The following is an 18,623-nucleotide window of genomic DNA, read 5'->3' on the forward strand; positions in this document are numbered from 1 at the left end:
GGCCTCAGGCCAGCTCCGCCGCCGCCAGCAGGAACGCCGTCATCGGGTCGTAGTAGCGCGGGCTGACGACGTGGTCGTCGAGCGGGACCGCCACCTGAAGGGTGCCTTCGGACTCGGCGAGGAAGAGGGCCGGGTCGTTGGAGTCGGCGTAGCCCACGGAGTCCACGCCGTGCTGTCCGGCGTAGCCCGCCCAGCCGTGGTCGGCGACGACCAGGTCGGGCAGCGGGCGGCCCTCGCGCTCCAGCGCCGTGAGGATGGCCTTCATCGGCTCGCCCGAGTGGGTGTGCCACAGGGTGGCGCCGTGCTCGAGGACGGCCACGTCCGCGAACTGCATGACGTACCCCTCCTCCGTCTGCAGCCCGTCCGGGATCACGACGATCTCGCAGCCGGCGGTGCGCAGCGCGGCGGCCGTGGCACGGTGCACGTCCAGCAGGCCGCCCGGGTGACCGGTCGCGAACAGCACCCGCTGCTCGCCGTCCGCCGCCTTGCGCAGCCGCGCCGCGAGCCGCTCCAGCGCGTCCACCGTCAGCTCGGCGTCGATGGTGTCCTGGCCGTAGCGGTACTCCGGATCGTCGTTGACACCCACCCGCTCCGCCATCACCGCGAGCACGTCCTGCTCGTCGCTCCAGCGGTCGCCGAACTCCAGGCCGAACCAGTAGTGGCGGTCGCCGTTCGCGAGCTTGCGGTAATGGCTGAGGTTGTTCTCGCGCGGGGTGGCGACATCGCCCGCGATGCGGGTCCTGACGAGGTGCTCGACGAGCTCGGCGCGGTGAGGTGTCCCGGGTATCGGCATGATTCCCATTGTGAGGCAGCCGACTGTGCGCGTCCCTGACGTACCGAACGCTGGGACGTGCGTCACGTACTCATGCCGGTTGTGCCTCGTACTCATTGCGTTCCGCCGCCCGGACCCCTATGGACCCCGCAGCGCGAACCACAGCTCCATGCGGACGTCCGGGTCGTCCAGGTCGGCTTCGAGGAGCGCGGCGCAGCGGGCGACGCGTTGGCGGACGGTGTTGCGGTGGACGGCCAGGGCGACGGCCGTACGGTCCCAACTGCCGTGCAGGGAGAGCCAGGTGCGCAGGGTCTCGGTGAGCGCGGGGGTGCCGGCGATCGGGGCGAGGAGCGTGCGGGCGTGGGCGGCGGCCTCGTCCGGCGGGACCAGGTCGCCGAGCCCGGCGCGCTCGCCGTGGCGGACCAGGTCCGTCCGGGTGGCCCGGGCCCGGGCCAGCGCGCGGGCCGCCTGGGTGTCGGCGGACGGCCACCCGGGCGGGGCGGCGGGGGCGCTGACGCCGAGGGTCCAGCCGGGCTGCGGGGCCGGTTCGCGAGCGGCGGGCACCAGGACCCGTACGACGTCCCGGGCCACGTCGACCAGCGGCGAGCCGAGCGCCGTGCCCAGCGCGGAGGCGGCCACCGGGTCGGGGGAGTGGGTGTCCGGCCGCGCGTGCACGACGAGCCACGGACCGGACCCGAGCAGCGGTGCGACGTCCTCCGCCGGTGCCCCGAGCAGCAGCCGGACCAGGGCCGAGGAGCGGGCGGCGCCCGTGCCGCTGTGGTGCTCGCCGGTGAGGAGGGAGAGCAGGACGGCGGCCACGGAGGCGATGGCCTGGTCGCCGCTCTCGCGGCCCGGCGCGGCCACCCCGAGCACGAAACCCCGGTCGACGCCGAGGGCGTAGGCGGCGAGGTGGGTGTCGGCGGTGGTGTCGCTCGCGGTGGTGGAGGTACGGCTGGTGACGACCCGGGCCAGCTCCGCCAGCGCCAGCCGCACCTCGGCTCCCGGCTGCCGCCCCGCCGCCGAGATCTCGGCGCCCTCGGGACCGTACAACACCGCCCGTCCGCCCACCCGTTGGGCCAGTTGCCGCAGCACGGCGGGCACCGGGTCCTGGCGGGCCGCCGCCGCGGCCAGGCTCTGCTGGGCCTCGCTGATCCGGCGCAGTTCGGCGAGCCGGGCCTGGGCCATGAGCTGCCAGACGGCGCGGGCGACGCCGGAGAAGGTGGTCTGCGGCGGCACCTCGACGAGCGGCAGGTCGTACGCCTCGCAGGCGGCGACCAGCGCCCGCGGCACCGTGTCGTGCACGGGCGCCACCCCGAAGCCGAGCGCGGCCCCGCCCGCCGCCACGATCCTCGACACGTAGTCGTCGAAGTACGTCCCCGACCCGGCCGCCTCCGGAATGTGCACCCCCGCCGTCAACAGCAGTTCGCCGCCCAGCAGATACGGGTACGGGTCGGCCATCTCCGAGGTGTGCGCCCAGTGGATGACGATGCCGGTGTCGACGGGCCCCGCGATCTGCCGCAGAGCCAGGTCCTCGCGGGCCAGAAGTGCCGCGAGGGGCACCGGGGGAGTAGGGGGAACAGCGGGATCCGGCATGGTGTGCGATTCCTCCACTCAGGCCATCTCGAATGGATGAAACGTACACTTCGCAGCCACTTTCCGGCCACCTATGGTCGAGGAAACCTCTGGCCGAGAAGGCCTCTCGCTCGAGAAAACCTCTGGTCCAGGAACCTGCGAAGGAGGGACCTCCGTGGCTGTCGACTACGCGGTGATCGTCGTCTATCTGGCCGGCATGCTGGCGATGGGCTGGTGGGGCATGCGCCGCGCCAGGTCGAAGAGCGAGTTCCTGGTGGCCGGCCGGCGCCTGGGGCCCGCGATGTACTCCGGCACCATGGCCGCCATCGTCCTCGGTGGCGCGTCCACCATCGGCGGGGTGGGCCTGGGCTACAAGTACGGCCTCTCCGGCGCCTGGATGGTCTTCACCATCGGCCTCGGGCTGCTGGCCCTGTCGGTCTTCTTCTCGGCCCGGATCGCGCGCCTCAAGGTGTACACGGTCTCCGAGATGCTCGACCTGCGCTACGGCGGCCGGGCCGGCGTGATCTCCGGCGTCGTCATGTGGGCGTACACCCTCATGCTCGCCGTCACCTCGACCATCGCCTACGCCACGATCTTCGACGTCCTCTTCGACATGAACCGCACGGTCGCGATCATCCTCGGCGGCTCGATCGTCGTCGCGTACTCGACGCTGGGCGGCATGTGGTCGATCACCCTCACCGACATGGTGCAGTTCGTGGTGAAGACGATCGGCGTGCTCCTGCTCCTGCTGCCCATCGCGGTCGTCAAGGCCGGCGGCTTCAGCGAGATGAAGGCGAAGCTGCCGACCGAGTACTTCGACCCGCTGGGCATCGGCGGCGAGACGATCTTCACGTACGTCCTGATCTATACGTTCGGCATGCTCATCGGCCAGGACATCTGGCAGCGGGTGTTCACGGCGGGCAGCGACAGGACGGCCAAGTGGGGCGGCACGGTCGCCGGTACCTACTGTCTCGTCTACGCCCTCGCCGGCGCCGTCATCGGCACGGCGGCCAAGGTCCTGTACCCGAACCTCGGCAGCCCGGACGACGCCTTCGCGACCATCGTCAAGGACGAACTCCCGGTCGGCGTACGGGGACTGGTGCTCGCCGCCGCCCTGGCCGCGGTGATGTCCACCTCCTCCGGCGCGCTGATCGCCTGCGCCACGGTCGCCAACAACGACATCTGGTCGAAGCTGCGGGGCGCCATCCGGCGGGACGGCGCGGACCTCGGCGAGGAGCGCGACGAGGTCCGGGGCAACCGCGCCTTCATCCTCGTCATGGGCGTCGCGGTGATCGTCACGGCGATCGCGCTCAACAACGTCGTCGAGGCGCTGACGGTCGCGTACAACCTGCTCGTCGGCGGTCTCCTCGTCCCGATCCTCGGCGGACTGCTGTGGAAGCGCGGCACCGCGCAGGGCGCGCTCGCCGCCGTGATCGTCGGCGGTCTCGCGGTCGTCGGCCTGATGGCGGGCTACGGCATCCTCGCCAACGAGCCCATCTACTACGGCCTGTTGTCGTCCCTCGTCGTCTACGTCGTCGTGTCACTGGCGACACCGGCGACCGACGCGGCGGTGCTGGCCGCGTGGCGCGAGCGGCTCGCCGGGCGCGGTGCTCCCGAACTCGCGTCCGAACCGGTCGCCGCGCACCAGTAAAGTCGTATCCGGACGCGCAAAGATCCACAGAGACCCACAAGGCCTCACGGAGATGTACATACGCGACGAAGCGTAGGAAAGAAGGCAGTTCCCATGACCAGCAACGAGGCGCCCCGCGGTCCCGTCGACTCCTCCCGCGTCCCGCGGTACGCCGGACCCGCGACCTTCGCCCGGCTGCCGCGCCTGGACGAGGTCGGCCGCGCCGATGTCGCCGTGGTCGGGGTGCCGTTCGACTCGGGCGTCTCGTACCGGCCGGGCGCCCGCTTCGGCGGCAACGCGATCCGCGAGGCGTCCCGGCTGCTGCGGCCCTACAACCCGGCGCAGGACGCGTCGCCGTTCGCGCTGGCGCAGGTGGCGGACGGCGGTGACATCGCCGTGAACCCGTTCAACATCAACGAGGCCGTGGAGACGATCGAGGCGGCGGCCGACGAACTGCTGGGAACGGGCGCGAGGTTGATGACCCTGGGCGGCGACCACACCATCGCGCTGCCGTTGTTGCGGTCGGTCGCGAAGAAGCACGGCCCGGTCGCCCTGCTGCACTTCGACGCCCATCTCGACACCTGGGACACGTACTTCGGGGCGGAGTACACGCACGGGACGCCGTTCCGGCGGGCGGTGGAGGAGGGGATCCTCGACACGGAGGCGCTGTCGCACGTCGGTACGCGCGGACCGCTGTACGGCAAGCAGGACCTGACCGACGACGCGAAGATGGGCTTCGGGATCGTGACGTCGGCGGACGTGATGCGCCGAGGCGTCGACGAGGTCGCCGACCAACTGCGCCAACGCATCGGGAACCGCCCCCTCTACATCTCCATCGACATCGACTGCCTCGACCCGGCCCACGCGCCCGGCACCGGCACGCCCGAGGCCGGCGGCATGACCTCCCGCGAACTTCTGGAGATCCTGCGCGGCCTGGCATCCTGCAACCTGGTGTCGGCGGACGTCGTCGAGGTGGCACCGGCGTACGACCACGCCGAGATCACGTCGGTGGCGGCGTCGCACACGGCGTACGAACTGACCACGATCATGTCCCGTCAGATTGCAGAGGTTCGCTCGAAGTGACGCACGACCACGACCTGGAACTCCGCCCGACGGCCGCGCAGATCTCCGCCGCGCTGAACCCGCCCGCCGGGCGCAACGGCGGCGACCTGGTCGTGGAGACCCTCGCCGGGCTCGGTGCGACGACGGTCTTCGGCCTGCCCGGCCAGCACGCGCTGGGCATGTTCGACGCGCTGCGCCGGTCCGACCTGCGGTACATCGGTCTGCGGGTGGAGAACAACGCCGGTTTCGCGGCGGACGCGTACGGCCGGATCACCGGCGAGGCGGCACCCCTGCTCCTGTCCACGGGCCCGGGTGCACTGACGTCACTGGCGGCGCTCCAGGAAGCGGCGGCGGCCTCGGCGCCCGTCCTCGCGATCAGCAGCCAGATCCCGACGGCGGGTCTGGGCGGCGGCCGCCACGGCTACCTCCACGAACTCCCGGACCAGGCAGCCTCGTTCAGGGGCGTGGTGAAGTCCGTCCACACGGTCCGGGCCCAGTCCCAGATCCCGTCGGCGATCGCGGCGGCCTGGAAGTCGGCGCTGTCGGCTCCGCACGGCCCGGTGTGGGTGGAGATCCCCCAGGACGTACTCCTGTCCGAGACTTCGCTCCCGGTGGTGACGGCGGTGGACGCGACACCGGAGGACCTGGTCCCGCGCCCCGAACTGACGGCGGTGGCGGCGGACTTGCTGTCGCGCGCGGCTCGTCCGGCGATCATCGCGGGTGGCGGGGTGGTACGGGCGGACGCCTCCAAGAAGCTCCGTCAGCTGGCGGAGAAACTCCAGGCCCCGGTGGTGACGACGCCGGGCGGCAAGGGAGCGTTCCCGTGGACCCACGCCTTGTCGTTGCAGTCCTGGCTGGAGGACCGGCACACGACGGACTTCCTGGAGGACGCGGACGTAGTGCTGGTGGTGGGTTCGGGGCTGGGCGAACTGTCGTCGAACTACCACACGTTCGCCCCGCGGGGCCGGGTCATCCAGATCGAGGCGGACCTCGGCAAACTGGAGTCGAACCACCCGGCGTTGGGCATCCACGCGGACGCGTGGCACGCGTTGCAGGCGCTGCTGGAAACGGTGACGGAACGGACGGATCCGGCGGTCGGGGACCGGGTACGGGACGTGCTGGCGCGGGTACGGGAACGCATCGACGCCCAGGAACTCACCCTGGAGCAGGAGGTGTTGGCGTTGGTACGCAAGGCGCTCCCCGCCGACTCCCCGTCCTTCTGGGACATGACGATCCTGGCGTACTGGGCGTGGTCCGCCTTCGACGCCAAGGGCCCCAACCACCTGCACTCGGCCCAGGGCGCGGGCGGCCTCGGCTACGGCTTCCCGGCGGCGCTGGGCGCGGCGGCGGCGGATCCGACACGGCCGGTGCTGGCGGTGTCGGGAGACGGCGGAGCGCTCTACTCCATCGCGGAACTGGCGACGGCCAAGCAGTACGACCTCAACGTCACGTGGCTCATCGTCGACGACGGGGGCTACGGCATCCTCCGCGAGTACATGACGGACGCCTTCGGCGAGGCGACGGCGACGGAACTGACGCGACCGGACTATGTGGCGTTGGCGGAGTCGTTCGGGGTGCCGGGGGTACGGACGAGCCCGGAGACGCTGGAAACGGACCTGGCGAAGGCGTTGGGGGCGCCGGGGCCTTCGGTGGTCGTGCTGCCGGCTTTGTTGCGGATGTTCGCGGCTACGCACCTGGACTGACGGACGGGTCCTGTCGGACGCCGCCTGCGCAGGTTCGAGGAGCAGCGAGGTCTCTCCTCCTGACCTTCCGGACAACTACGATCGCCGGGGAGCGCGTGTGACGAGCCCCGGCGATCGCTCCTGGACCGGTGGCCCCAGGCGCTTTCCCCTGCTGACCACTGTCACCGTTGGAGAGTGCCGCCGTGACCTTTGCCGAGCAGCAGTTCGCTGGATTCCTGCTGTCGCTGGAACTGTGCCATCGCCACGAGGACGCGGCCCGACTGGACCTCGCTCGGAGGTGACGGCGGACTGATGGACCTCGAACCGCATCTCGCGGAAGTCGTCGATCAGCTCCGGCTGGTCTTCCCCACCGGTGTTCACGAGGACGACGTGGACTACGGTCCCTTGCTCGTGGTCCTCTCCGACCTGTTGTCCGAGCGGAATCTCGGCGTGGTGGTGGAGGCGGCTTTCGGTCTCGACCCGCATGTGGTGCGCAACCAGGCGGCCGCCGCCCAGTCCCATCGGAAACCGCCCGCTGAACAGGTGGAGCGGCTGAAGGAACGCATGACCGAGCGTGGTTGGTATCTGGAAGACGGCGAGGAAGCATGACCGACGTTGAACTCAGCGAGGCAGAGACGGGCCTCATGGGGACCCTTGTCGAGGGTGAGGCCATCGCCGTATTCCCCTGGGGCGTCATCGTGGACCTGGGCCTGTCGCGGGACGGCCTCATCGATGTCCTCTATATCGACGATGACGACAACTACCAGGTGGGCGACCGTGTGTCCTGCTACCTGGAATGCTTCGACCAGCAGAAGCGCAAGTTCATCCTGAGGCCACCGGGACAGGTGCCGCTCGTGGAACGCCTGCGCAGGGCCAGGGCACGTCGGACGTCCGGCACACCGGTTGAGAGAAGGTGATTCAGTGGTCGCGCGCGGCGATGCCGACCGGTTCGCTCGTTTCGTGGAGCGCCTGAGTTCCATCGTGGGCGCCGAGCCGGACATCCACGAGGTGGTGCCGCGGGTGATCGACGACGGTGGGGTCTTCGCTCTCGCCTTCGCGGACGTGCCCGAGCCCGGGTTCATGACCGGGGTCACCTACGGTCTGTCTCCGTGGCAACGGTTGCACGAGCGGCCGGTCCGTGAACTCTGCATCACCATGCGGTCGTTCGATCCTGCCTGGCCGAGGGTCCCCGCGCGGACCGTGGCTGCCCTTCGCGGCGTGTGCCCGTTCAATCCGGGCATGGTGATCGGCTACAAGGAGCCGTACGTGCCGCCGTTCGGACTGAGCAGTCTGGTCCTGGCCCCGACCCTGCCCGTGCCGGCCCTCGGCAACGGGATCGATGTGACGGCCCCGGGCGCGGACACCGACGATCTCGTGGAGCTCGTCGCGGCCTATCCGGTCTGGCCATCGGAGCGCGACGCCGTCCACGCCGGAGGGCTCAAGGTGGTGTTCGACTCGGACTGGGACCCGTACGAGCCCGCTCGTGCGGCCGTCGCGTGACCAACACAGAATTAATTTGCCCGAGGTCAGCCGTGCCTCGTGCCGCGATGACGATGGAGGGGGCGATGGGGGCGTTCAACGTGGCGGTCGTGCCGCGGCTGCACGGTTGTCCTGGGTGCGGTGACGAGGGGCCAATGACCCTTCAGTTCCACTTCGGGCACGCGTGGCAGGACACCTACCGCATCGGCGAGCGGCTGCGGTGGGGAGGCAATGACAAGGGGGAGCCGGGGCAGGCGCTCGCGGAGGTCATCGGCTACCAGGAACCGTGCGGTACGTGCGGGCTGGACGAGGACCGGGAGTACGTCCTGGTTTTTGAGCACGACTTGCTGACCGGCGGCTACCGCTACGCGCTGCCCGAGGATCTCGTGCGGCTCGAGTAGGAGGCGGGGAGTGATGGCGAGACACGAGGCGGAGAAGGGCCTCAAGCCGGCAGCTGACCAGGTTGAGTGGGTGCACGTTCTGAGTGCCGAGAATCTTCCCGGCTGCCCCAACCCTCGGCGGGAACTGCTTGGGCTGCATCCCGAGCAGACGCAGCCGCAGTCGCAATCGGCCTCGCTCGTGCGCGGCCCCGTACCGCCCGCCTGGTGGCACGCCGCAGGCGAGCGGTACGCGGCCGAACGGTTCCCGTCTACCAGATCGCCTCGACCCACTCGGGGTGGTCGATGAACGGGTTCCGGTTGTGCTGGTACGTGTCGTAGATGACCTGGTTGCGCTTCTCCTCGAACGCGCTCGGCGGGTCCGCCTCGTTCCACGCCTTGAGGACCGAGAGCTTGCCCATGTACGGGTTGCTGCCGTTGCCCACCTTCTCGTTGGGCTCCAGGTTCGCCCAGCCGTCGTCGCCCTCGTAGCGCACGGCCATGTACAGGATCATGCGGGCCACGTCGCCCCGGTCCGCCGCGCGCGGCGCGAAGGAGTCCGAGTCGACGGTGGAGCCGCCGCCGTTGGTGACCGCGCTGCCGCCGTTGTCGAAGTCAAGGTTGCCGCGGATGCTGTTGACCTGGACGTCGGCCGGACGCAGGTGGTGCAGGTCCGTGCCGGGGCCGATCGCCTCGCCGAAGTCTCCGTGCGACTTGGCCCAGGTGTGCTCACGGTTCCAGTCGCCGACGTCACCGCCGTTGAGGGACTTGGCTCGGGACACACCGCTGTACAGCAGGATCACGTTGTTGCTGTTGTTCGGATCCTGGTCGGTCGCCATGAGGGCGTTCCAGACCGCGGAGTACGAGATCTTCGTGACGTTGGCGCTGATGATCGTGTGCAGCGAGGACTTCAGGGTCGTCCCCGTCTTGCCGACCGCGTTCTTGTAGTACGTCGTGTCGTACGCCGTGGTGGTGGCCGCGGCCGGGGTCGCGGTCAGCGCGGGGACGCTGAAACCGACCAGGACGGCTGCCGTCGTCAGGGCCACTGTCTTCCAGCGGCGGATGCGTGTCGCCAGCATAAAGGGGGTCCCATCTACGCGGGTTGAATGGAGGCGGCAGACGGGAGCGTGACATGGGCATGCAGCCCTGTAAATGACTTGGACATGTCGATCAGATGACCGGATCCGGCAATTTCCCCCTTGTCTACGCGAGTTGACGTACCAAAACGGCCCCCGACCGGGAGGTCAGGGGCCGTTGAGAGGCCTATGGGAGGCCTTTGGGGTGCGCTTTGCTCAGTCGGTCGCTCAGCTCACGTCCGACGGGTCCAGGCGGTAGATCGTCGACGTGGTCGTCTGGGTCGACGCGCTGGAGGACGACGAGTCCGACGTACCGCTACCGCTCTTGCTGTACTCGCTCTCCTTCACCGCCGTCCCGTTCTTCTGCACCCAGCTGGTGATCTCCTGGTTCAGGCTGCTGTTGCCGCCCATGCCGCCGCCACCGAGCTGGATGTAGTGCAACTCGCCCTTCGTCACCAGTTCCTTGAGCTTGGTGAGGGTCATCGCCTGGTCGGAGCCGGTGAAGCCCCACATGGAGATGACGGGCTTGCCGGTGCTGAGGATCAGCTGGCCCGCGGACTGTGAATTGGCCACCGCGAGCAGCCACTTGGCGCCGTCCTGGTGCTTCTCCAGGTACGAGACGAGCTCGGTGGAGGCGCCGCCCCCGCCCATCCCGCCCCCGCCGCCGAAGCCGCCCCGGGCGCCACCCGTGCCGCCGGGTGCGGCGCCGGTACCGGTACCGGTACCACCGGGAGCCGTACCGCCCGGAGCCGTACCGCCGCCGCTGGGAGCCCCGCTCGGCGCACCGCTCGGCGCGCCGCCGCCCTGCGGCAGCTCACCGTTGCCGCCGCCCGGCGTCATCTGGCCCTGGCCGCCGCCCGGGAACTCGCCGTTCGCCCGGCCGCCGCCCTGCTGTGTGCCGCCCGGCAGTTCGCCGCGCTGGCCGCCGAAGCCGCCCCGGCCGCCGCCTCCGCCGGGACCGCCGCCGCCGGTGGAGGGGCCGGCCGTCGGGTTGGTGCCGCCCATGCCGCCGCTCGTGGAGGAGAGGGCGGGCGAGGCCGCGTACGCCGTCGGGCCCGCGAGGGCCGCCACGATGGCCGCCGCGATGGAGAGGGAGAGCAGCCGGGCACGGTTGCCCGAGCGGAAGACGAACAGGCCGATGATCGCGAGGATCATGACCACGCCGACCGCCGGCCACAGCCAGGTGTTCCAGTCGGTGGCCCGGCGCAGCAGCACGATCGCCCAGATGCCGGTGACCGCGAGCCCGGCGGGCAGCACCCACGACCAGCGGGCGTCACCGCTGCGGAAGGCGCGCCACAGCATGACGCCGCCGCCACCGGTGAGCGCCGCGATGCCCGGGGCGAGCGCGGTCGTGTAGTACGGGTGCATGGTGCCCTCGGCCATCGCGAAGGTCAGGTAGTGCAGCACCAGCCAGCCGCCCCACAGCACCAGCGCGGCGCGCGTGAGGTCGGTGCGCGGGGCGCGCCCGCACAGCACCAGGCCGGCCACGAGCGCGATGCCCGCGAAGGGGATCAGCCAGGAGATCTGGCCGCCGAGGATGTCGTTGAACATCCGGCCCAGGCCCGCGGTACCGGCGAAGGTGCCGCCTCCGCCGCCCCCACCGGCCCCGCCACCGCCGCCTCCGCCGTTGCCCTCGCCGCCGAAGACGCGGCCCAGGCCGTTGTAACCCATGATCAGGTTCCAGGCGCTGCCGTCGGTCGAACCGCCGATGTAGGGGCGGTCGTCGGCGGGTACGAGGGACACGGCCGTGGCCCACCAGAAACTGGAGACGGCCAGCGCGACCGTGGCCAGGGCCAGGTTGACGACCTTCTTCTTCCAGCCCAGCCTCGACGCGTACACGTACACGGCGAAGACGGCCGGCAGGGCGATGTAGCCCTGGAGCATCTTGGTGTTGAAGGCGAGTCCGAAGCAGACGGCCGAGCCGATCAGCGGCAGCAGCCGCTCGGTGCGCACCGAGCGCAGGGCGAGGGCCGCGCCCCCGACCATCAGCAGGACGAGCAGGGTGTCGGGGTTGTTGTCCCGGTTGATGGCGACCGTGATCGGGGTCAGCGCGAGGACGAGCGCGGCGATCGCTGCGGCCACGTGCCCGAAGACCCGCTTCACGGACGCGTGCAGGATCCAGATCGTGCCGAGCGCGGCGGCGACCTCCGGCAGCATCATCTGCCAGGTGCCGAACCCGAAGATGCGGCAGGACAGGCCCATGACCATCAGGGCGAACGGTGGTTTGTCGACCGTGATGAAGTTGCCCGCGTCGAGCGAGCCGAAGAACCAGGCCTCCCAGCTCTTGGTGCCGCTGTAGACGGCCGCGCTGTAGAAGCTGTTGAGGCTGGACCCGGACAGATTCCAGGAGTACAGCGCCGCCGCCAGTACCAGGACGGCGATCAGGGCGGGCAGCGACCAGCGCGGTGCTTTGTCCGAGGGCGCCGCGGGCGGGGTCGGCGGCGGCCAGTCTTCGGACACGGTCTCGGTGTGGGGGTGTGGATCGGTGGCAGATGTCACCCGAGCATCGTGGTGACGTGGGGTGGGCGCGCGCTGTGGCGAACCTGGCCCCCGGCTGTGAATCGACCAAGGGCTCGGTAACGCCTTGTGCAGCCTTTCCCCAACGGATACGGAGATGCGTGCAACCTTTCGTACGAACTGATGAGTCAAAGGGGGCATGACTAACGGGGAAGCTCGAATATCCGTACGCGCCAGATGGATCGCCGGCGCCACACTGGCCGCCTGCGTGGCCACCGCCGGCGCCGCCACACCCGCCGCCGCGGCCACACCGACCGTCGCCTGCACCTCGTCCAAGGCGGCGCTCGCGACCAAGCTCAAGAAGGACATCACCGCCGCCCTCGCCAACCGCAAGGGCACCATCGCGGTCGGCCTCTACGACCGCACCACCAACACCACGTGCTCGCTCCGCGCCTCCAGCGCCTTCGACTCGGCGAGCGTCGTCAAGGTGACCGTTCTCGCCACGCTCCTGTGGGACGCCAAGAAGCACAACCGGTATCTGACCGACACCGAGGCCGCCCGCGCCAAGGCCATGATCACCAAGTCCGACAACGACGCGACCAGCAAACTCTGGAAGCAGTTGGGCATGACGAAGATCAAGGGCTTCCTGGCCGCGGCCAAGATGACGCAGACCAAGCCCGGCGCGAACGGCTACTGGGGGCTCACCCAGATCACGGTCACCGACGAGCAGAAGCTGCTCAAGCTGATCACCGCGAAGAACACCGTGCTGAGCGACAACGCCCGTGACTACATCCAGAAGTTGATGGGCCAGGTCATCTCGTCCCAGCGCTGGGGCACTCCGTACGGCACCCCCTCCGGCGTCTCCGTGCACGTCAAGAACGGCTGGCTGCAACGCGCCACGCACGGCTGGCGCGTGCACAGCGTCGGCACGTTCAAGGGCGGCGGCCACGACTACATGATCACGGTGCTGACGCACGGCAACAGCACCATGAACTACGGGATCACCACCATCCAGGGCGTCGCCAAGGTCATCCACAAGGACCTGGCCGCGAGCTGATTTTTCACGGAACGGTCTCCCGGGCGTCACTGTCCCCGTCCTACGGTGACGCCCATGCGCCTGAGAACCGTACTCACGACCGTCACCGCGGCCCTGGCGGCGGCCACCTGCCTGACCGCCGCCGGGCCGGCTTCGGCAGGCTCCTACGGGAGTGCCAACTCCTCCGGGAGTCACGCCTGTTCGCCCGCCGTCTCCCTCGACCGCTTCTCCGACGCCCTGGACAAGACCACCTACCAGGGCACGTTCGTCGGCAACTTCTCCGCGCTGGCGGTCGACCGCGACGGCTCCCTGGCGGCCCTGTCCGACCGTTCCTCGCTGTTCGACCTGGACGCGAAGACGCTGGCCCCGAAGAAGGCCGGCCCGCTCGCCGACGAGAACGGCGCGGCGCTCGACTCCGAGGGCCTGGTCATCGACCGTGACGGCACCCGCCTCATCACCTCGGAGACCGAGCCGTCGATCCGCCGCTACTCCCGCGACGGCACGATCCTCGACCGCCTCCCGGTCCCGGCCTCGCTGCTCGTGGCCCCCGCGGGCCGCGCCACCTCGAACCAGACCTTCGAGGGACTGACCCTGCTGCCCGGCGGCCACACCCTGCTCGCGTCCATGGAGTACGCCCTCGCCGGCGACTCCACCGGCATCGTCCGCTTCCAGACCTGGAACCGGACCAAGGGCGACCACTTCAAGCTCGGCGCGCAGTACGCGTACCGCACGGACGAGGCCATCCTCGGCGTCCCCGAGGTGCAGGCGACCCCCGACGGCCGCCTCCTGGTCCTGGAGCGCGGCTTCACCGCGGGCGTCGGCAACACCGTCCGCCTCTACCTGGCCGACCCCCGCCGCGCCACCGACACGAGCGGCATCGAGAACCTCACGGGCCAGTCCGGCGTACGCCTGATCAAGAAGACCCTGCTCACCGACATCGCCACCTGCTCCACCCTGGGCGCCACGGCGAAGCAGCCCCAGCCCAACCCCCTCCTCGACAACATCGAGGGCATGACGATCACCGGCAGGGAGAAGGGCCGCCTCAAGGTCCTCCTGGTGAGCGACGACAACCAGAACGCGGTCCAGACGACCCGCTTCTACTACTTGCGGGTACGGGTCTGACCCCGGCTTCCCCTTCTGCTCTCTTTGTTGCGGAGGGATGAAATCCGCTTCGGCTGACGTTGGTGTCCTTCGGTGGATCAGGTACGTGGATCAGTACGAAAGACAACGAAGGGCACCGGCGTGCAGGAACAGCAGGGCTGGGTAAAACGACTCGCCGGATACGCCTGGCGCCATCCGACGAACGTCGTCCTCGCCCTCGGCTCGTCACTGGCCGGCATGGCCGTGATGGCCGTAGTCCCCCTGGTCACCAAGGTGATCATCGATGACGTGATCGGCGACCACAGCCGAGGCATGGCCCCCTGGGCCGGCGCCCTGATCGCCGCCGCCGTGGTCGTCTACGTCCTCACCTACATCCGCCGCTACTACGGCGGCCGCCTCGCCCTCGACGTCCAGCACGACCTGCGGACGGAGATGTTCGAGACGATCACCCGGCTGGACGGCCGCCGGCAGGACGAGCTGTCCACCGGTCAGGTCGTCGGGCGCGCGACGAGCGACCTCCAGCTGATCCAGGGCCTGCTCTTCATGCTCCCGATGACCATCGGGAACCTCCTCCTCTTCGTGATCTCGCTCGGGATCATGGCCTGGCTGTCCCCGCCGCTCACCCTGGTCGCCCTCGCGGTGGCCCCGGCCCTGTGGTGGATCGCGCGCCGCAGCCGGACGAAGCTGCACCCCGCGACCTGGTACGCGCAGGCCCAGGCCGCCGCCGTGGCCGGCGTGGTCGACGGCGCCGTCAGCGGCGTACGCGTGGTGAAGGGGTTCGGGCAGGAGGAGCAGGAGACCGGGAAGCTGCGGGAGGTCGGGCGGCGGCTGTTCGCGGGGCGGCTGCGGACGATCCGGCTGAACAGCCGCTACACCCCGGCCCTCCAGGCCGTCCCCGCCCTCGGGCAGGTCGCGATGCTGGCGCTCGGCGGCTGGCTGGCGGTGCGCGGGCACATCACGCTCGGCACGTTCGTGGCCTTCTCCACCTACCTCGCCCAGCTCGTCGGCCCGGTCCGGATGCTCGCCGTGGTGCTCACCGTCGGCCAGCAGGCCCGTGCCGGCACCGAGCGCGTCCTGGAGCTGATCGACACCGAGCCGACCATGAAGGACGGCACGAAGGAACTGCCCGCCGACGCGCCCGCGACCGTCGAGTTCGACGACGTGTCCTTCGGGTACGACCATGAGCGCCCCGTGCTCGACGGGCTGTCCTTCGAGATCCGCGCCGGCGAGACCCTCGCGGTCGTCGGCTCCTCCGGCTCCGGCAAGTCCACGGTCTCCCTGCTCCTGCCGCGCTTCTACGACGTCACGCACGGCGCCGTCCTGGTCGGCGGCCACGACGTCCGCGAGCTGACCCACGACTCGCTGCGCGCCGCGATCGGCCTGGTCCCCGAGGACTCCTTCCTCTTCTCCGACACGGTCCGCAACAACATCGCCTACGGCCGCCCCGACGCGACCGACGAGGAGATCGAGGCCGCCGCGCGCGCCGCCCAGGCGGACCGCTTCATCGCCGAGCTCCCCGAGGGCTACGCCACCACGGTCGGCGAGCACGGCCTGACCCTCTCCGGCGGCCAGCGGCAGCGCGTCGCCCTCGCCCGCGCGATCCTCGCCGACCCGCGGCTCCTCGTCCTCGACGACGCGACCTCGGCCGTGGACGCGCGCGTGGAGCACGAGATCCACGAGGCGCTCAAGGAGGTCATGCGGGGCCGCACCACCCTCCTCATCGCCCACCGCCGCTCCACCCTGGGCCTCGCCGACCGCATCGCCGTCCTCGACGCCGGCCGCCTCGCGGACGTCGGCACCCACGAGGAGCTCCAGGAGCGGTCGGCCCTCTACCGCCGCCTGTTGACCGACCCCGACGAGCTGGGCGGTGTCTCGCCCGGCCACGCGCTGCCCGCCGTGCCGGCCGAGGACACCTCCGTACGCGACGAGTTGGACGCCGAGTTCGACGCCGAGCGCGGAGTGACCCCGCGGCTGTGGACCGGTGACCGCGCGCCCAAGGACACCGCGCTGGCCGGGATGCCCGCCACGCCCGAACTCCTCGACCAGGTCGACGCGTTGCCGCCCGCGACCGACGTGCCCGGCATCGACGAGGCGCGGGCGGTGCGGGCGGAGGAGTCGTACGGTCTCGGACGTCTGCTGCACGGGTTCCGGCGGCCGTTGCTGATCAGCCTCGGGCTGGTCGCCGTGGACGCGGGCATGAGCCTGCTGCTGCCCGTGCTGATCCGGCACGGCATCGACCAGGGTGTCTCCGCGCTGGCGATCGGCGCGGTCTGGACGGCCGCGCTGTTCGGGCTGGCCGCCGTCGCCGTGCAGTGGGCGGCGCAGACCGGTGAGACCCGGATGACCGGACGTACCGGCGAACGCGTGCTGTACGCGTTGCGGTTGAAGATCTTCGCCCAGCTCCAGCGGCTCGGACTCGACTACTACGAGCGGGAGTTGACCGGCCGGATCATGACGAGGATGACGACGGACGTCGACGCCCTCTCGACCTTCCTGCAGACCGGTCTGGTCACGGCGTTCGTCTCGGTCGTCACCTTCTTCGGCATCATGGGCGCGCTGCTGGTGATCGACGTCCAGCTCGCACTCGTCGTGTTCGCGACGCTGCTGCCCCTGATCGTCGCCACGTTCTTCTTCCGCCGGGCGAGCGTGAAGGCGTACGAACTCGCCCGTGAGCGGGTGTCGGTGGTCAACGCCGACCTCCAGGAGTCGGTGTCGGGGCTCAGGATCGTGCAGGCGTTCCGGCGGGAGCGGGACGGCGGGGCGCGGTTCGCGGAGCGCAGCGCGAGCTACCGGGCGGCGCGGACGCGGGGGCAGTGGCTGATCTCCATCTACTTCCCCTTCGTCCAGCTGCTGTCGTCGGTGGCGGCCGCCGCGGTGCTGATCTCGGGCGCGGGCCGCATCGACGACGCCACGCTCACCACCGGCGCGCTGGTCGCGTACCTCCTCTACATCGACCTGTTCTTCGCCCCCGTCCAGCAGCTCTCCCAGGTCTTCGACGGCTACCAGCAGGCCTCGGTCTCGCTCGGCCGCATCCAGGAGCTGCTGCGCGAGCCGACCTCCACGAAGGCCGCGGCCGAACCGCTGGACGTCCTCTCGCTCCGCGGCGAGATCGCCTTCGAGGACGTGCACTTCGCGTACGGGGAGGGCGAAGAGGCGCTCGGCGGCGTGGAGTTGAGCATCCCGGCCGGACAGACGGTCGCGTTCGTCGGCGAGACGGGCGCCGGCAAGTCGACCCTGGTGAAGCTGGTGGCCCGCTTCTACGACCCCACGGGCGGCCGGGTGACCGTCGACGGCGCCGATCTGCGCACCCTCGACCTCACCGCGTACCGCCACCGCCTGGGCGTCGTCCCGCAGGAGGCGTACCTCTTCCAGGGCACCGTCCGCGACGCCATCGCCTACGGCCGCCCGGACGCCACCGACGCCCAGGTCGAGGCGGCGGCCCGCGCGGTCGGCGCGCACGAGATGATCGCGACCCTCGACGGCGGCTACCTCCACGAGGTCGCCGAGCGCGGCCGCAACCTCTCCGCGGGCCAACGCCAGCTGATCGCCCTGGCCCGCGCCGAACTGGTCGACCCCGACATCCTCCTCCTGGACGAGGCGACGGCGGCCCTGGACCTGGCCACGGAAGCCCAGGTCAACCAGGCCACCGACCGCCTCACCGGCCGCCGCACCACCCTGGTCGTGGCCCACCGCCTGACCACGGCGGCCCGCGCGGACCGCGTGGTCGTGATGGACCACGGGATGGTCGTCGAGGACGGCACCCATGACGAACTCCTGGCCCTGGACGGCCGGTACGCCCGGCTGTGGCGGACCTTCGTCGGTCAGTCCGAGCCGGAGGAGCCGGTCGGGGCGGTTCGCTGACGGTCGCGCAACCATCCGACATACGTCGTGCGTCCGTACACCCGTACGCTCATCGACGGGTCGGCCGGCGGCGGTACGGGAGGGACGACAGTGGACACAGGTGCGATGCGGAGGTGGTTCGCGCTCGGCACGGCCGTGCTGACCGCGTCCGGGGTGCTCGCGCTCGCCACGCCCGCCAGTGCCCAGGGCGCCGCGTACTGCGGCGGGCACAAGGTGCGGGACCTGCCGTTCTCCACCGGCGTCGTGCACGTCTACAAGCGCAGCGGATACGTCTGTGCCGTCACCTTCCCCGAGACGTCCAGCGGCGCCAAGCGGACCATGTCGGTCAGTGTGCAGGCGCGCGGCAACCGGCCCGTGGTGGACAAGGGGAAGTACACCCACCACGCCGGTCCGGTCACCGTGCACGCCGGACACCGCTGTGTGTGGATCAAGGGTTCGGTGGGCCGGGGTTCGGTCAGTTCGGGCTGGATTCTTTGCTGATTCGCGGCTTTCCTACAAGCTTTTCTTGAACTCCCCTG

Annotated in this window: 15 protein-coding genes; 11 read left to right on the forward strand and 4 right to left on the reverse strand. The window is 70.5% G+C overall.

What is annotated here, in order from left to right; all coding sequences use genetic code 11:
• Window positions 1-4 precede the first annotated feature (4 nt).
• Together ACWD5F_RS28890 and ACWD5F_RS28895 are read right to left on the reverse strand one after the other, a co-directional pair.
• Window positions 5-793, reverse strand: coding sequence for a phosphatase (locus tag ACWD5F_RS28890; RefSeq protein ID WP_451258644.1), 789 nt, complete (start codon window positions 791-793; stop codon window positions 5-7).
• Between the two features lie 117 nt (window positions 794-910).
• A complete protein-coding gene (locus ACWD5F_RS28895) occupies window positions 911-2,365 on the reverse strand; it encodes a PucR family transcriptional regulator ligand-binding domain-containing protein (RefSeq protein WP_451258645.1) in 1,455 nt (484 codons plus the stop codon).
• Window positions 2,366-2,519: 154 nt separating this feature from the next.
• Here ACWD5F_RS28895 and ACWD5F_RS28900 point away from each other — a divergent pair, with 154 nt between their 5' ends.
• The 7 genes from ACWD5F_RS28900 (at window position 2,520) to ACWD5F_RS28930 (ending at window position 8,598) form a co-directional block, all read left to right on the forward strand.
• Window positions 2,520-3,995, forward strand: coding sequence for a sodium:solute symporter (locus ACWD5F_RS28900; protein ID WP_451258646.1), 1,476 nt, complete (start codon window positions 2,520-2,522; stop codon window positions 3,993-3,995).
• 93 nt (window positions 3,996-4,088) lie between these two features.
• Window positions 4,089-5,057, forward strand: coding sequence for an agmatinase (gene speB, locus ACWD5F_RS28905; RefSeq protein ID WP_451258648.1), 969 nt, complete (start codon window positions 4,089-4,091; stop codon window positions 5,055-5,057).
• Window positions 5,054-6,739, forward strand: a complete 1,686-nt coding sequence (locus ACWD5F_RS28910; protein ID WP_451258650.1) for a thiamine pyrophosphate-binding protein — start codon at window positions 5,054-5,056, stop codon at window positions 6,737-6,739. The genes speB and ACWD5F_RS28910 overlap by 4 nt, the downstream gene beginning before the upstream one ends.
• 291 nt (window positions 6,740-7,030) lie before the next feature.
• Window positions 7,031-7,327 (forward strand): DUF3349 domain-containing protein, encoded by a 297-nt coding sequence (locus ACWD5F_RS28915; RefSeq protein ID WP_451258651.1) that lies wholly within the window; start codon window positions 7,031-7,033, stop codon window positions 7,325-7,327.
• Entirely contained in the window at window positions 7,324-7,635 is a 312-nt protein-coding gene (locus ACWD5F_RS28920) for a S1 RNA-binding domain-containing protein (protein WP_451258653.1), read from the forward strand. The genes ACWD5F_RS28915 and ACWD5F_RS28920 overlap by 4 nt, the downstream gene beginning before the upstream one ends.
• A gap of 43 nt (window positions 7,636-7,678) precedes the next feature.
• Window positions 7,679-8,218 carry a hypothetical protein gene (locus ACWD5F_RS28925; RefSeq protein ID WP_451258655.1) on the forward strand — a complete coding sequence of 180 codons (540 nt, stop codon included), beginning with the start codon at window positions 7,679-7,681 and terminating at the stop codon, window positions 8,216-8,218.
• A gap of 134 nt (window positions 8,219-8,352) precedes the next feature.
• Window positions 8,353-8,598: a hypothetical protein gene (locus ACWD5F_RS28930; protein WP_451258657.1), complete on the forward strand. Its 246-nt coding sequence runs from the start codon at window positions 8,353-8,355 to the stop codon at window positions 8,596-8,598.
• A gap of 248 nt (window positions 8,599-8,846) precedes the next feature.
• Here the strand turns inward: ACWD5F_RS28930 and ACWD5F_RS28935 are convergent, their stop codons facing one another.
• Together ACWD5F_RS28935 and ACWD5F_RS28940 are read right to left on the reverse strand one after the other, a co-directional pair.
• Window positions 8,847-9,653 (reverse strand): endonuclease I family protein, encoded by an 807-nt coding sequence (locus ACWD5F_RS28935; RefSeq protein WP_451258659.1) that lies wholly within the window; start codon window positions 9,651-9,653, stop codon window positions 8,847-8,849.
• Window positions 9,654-9,878: 225 nt separating this feature from the next.
• A complete protein-coding gene (locus ACWD5F_RS28940) occupies window positions 9,879-12,149 on the reverse strand; it encodes a glycosyltransferase family 39 protein (RefSeq protein WP_451258661.1) in 2,271 nt (756 codons plus the stop codon).
• Between the two features lie 157 nt (window positions 12,150-12,306).
• On the opposite strand from ACWD5F_RS28940, the gene ACWD5F_RS28945 reads away from it, so the two are divergent.
• The 4 genes from ACWD5F_RS28945 (at window position 12,307) to ACWD5F_RS28960 (ending at window position 18,585) form a co-directional block, all read left to right on the forward strand.
• Window positions 12,307-13,164 (forward strand): serine hydrolase, encoded by an 858-nt coding sequence (locus ACWD5F_RS28945; RefSeq protein WP_451258663.1) that lies wholly within the window; start codon window positions 12,307-12,309, stop codon window positions 13,162-13,164.
• Between the two features lie 54 nt (window positions 13,165-13,218).
• Window positions 13,219-14,265, forward strand: a complete 1,047-nt coding sequence (locus tag ACWD5F_RS28950; RefSeq protein ID WP_451258665.1) for an esterase-like activity of phytase family protein — start codon at window positions 13,219-13,221, stop codon at window positions 14,263-14,265.
• A 120-nt stretch (window positions 14,266-14,385) separates the two neighbouring features.
• On the forward strand, window positions 14,386-18,105 hold the full coding sequence (locus tag ACWD5F_RS28955) for an ABC transporter ATP-binding protein (RefSeq protein ID WP_451258667.1): 3,720 nt from the start codon (window positions 14,386-14,388) through the stop codon (window positions 18,103-18,105).
• A gap of 90 nt (window positions 18,106-18,195) precedes the next feature.
• Entirely contained in the window at window positions 18,196-18,585 is a 390-nt protein-coding gene (locus tag ACWD5F_RS28960) for a hypothetical protein (protein WP_451258668.1), read from the forward strand.
• The last annotated feature ends 38 nt before the right edge of the window (window positions 18,586-18,623 follow it).

It is taken from the genome of Streptomyces sp. NPDC002499 (assembly GCF_053595415.1).

Bases quoted from the DNA above. Each gene is read 5' to 3' on its own strand.
- ACWD5F_RS28920 (WP_451258653.1), top strand. From the start codon at position 7,324: ATGACCGACGTTGAACTCAGCGAGGCAGAGACGGGCCTCATGGGGACC.
- ACWD5F_RS28915 (WP_451258651.1), top strand. From the start codon at position 7,031: ATGGACCTCGAACCGCATCTCGCGGAAGTCGTCGATCAGCTCCGGCTG.
- ACWD5F_RS28935 (WP_451258659.1), bottom strand. From the start codon at position 9,653: ATGCTGGCGACACGCATCCGCCGCTGGAAGACAGTGGCCCTGACGACG.
- ACWD5F_RS28950 (WP_451258665.1), top strand. From the start codon at position 13,219: ATGCGCCTGAGAACCGTACTCACGACCGTCACCGCGGCCCTGGCGGCG.
- ACWD5F_RS28945 (WP_451258663.1), top strand. From the start codon at position 12,307: ATGACTAACGGGGAAGCTCGAATATCCGTACGCGCCAGATGGATCGCC.
- ACWD5F_RS28895 (WP_451258645.1), bottom strand. From the start codon at position 2,365: ATGCCGGATCCCGCTGTTCCCCCTACTCCCCCGGTGCCCCTCGCGGCA.
- ACWD5F_RS28890 (WP_451258644.1), bottom strand. From the start codon at position 793: ATGCCGATACCCGGGACACCTCACCGCGCCGAGCTCGTCGAGCACCTC.
- speB (WP_451258648.1), top strand. From the start codon at position 4,089: ATGACCAGCAACGAGGCGCCCCGCGGTCCCGTCGACTCCTCCCGCGTC.
- ACWD5F_RS28930 (WP_451258657.1), top strand. From the start codon at position 8,353: ATGACCCTTCAGTTCCACTTCGGGCACGCGTGGCAGGACACCTACCGC.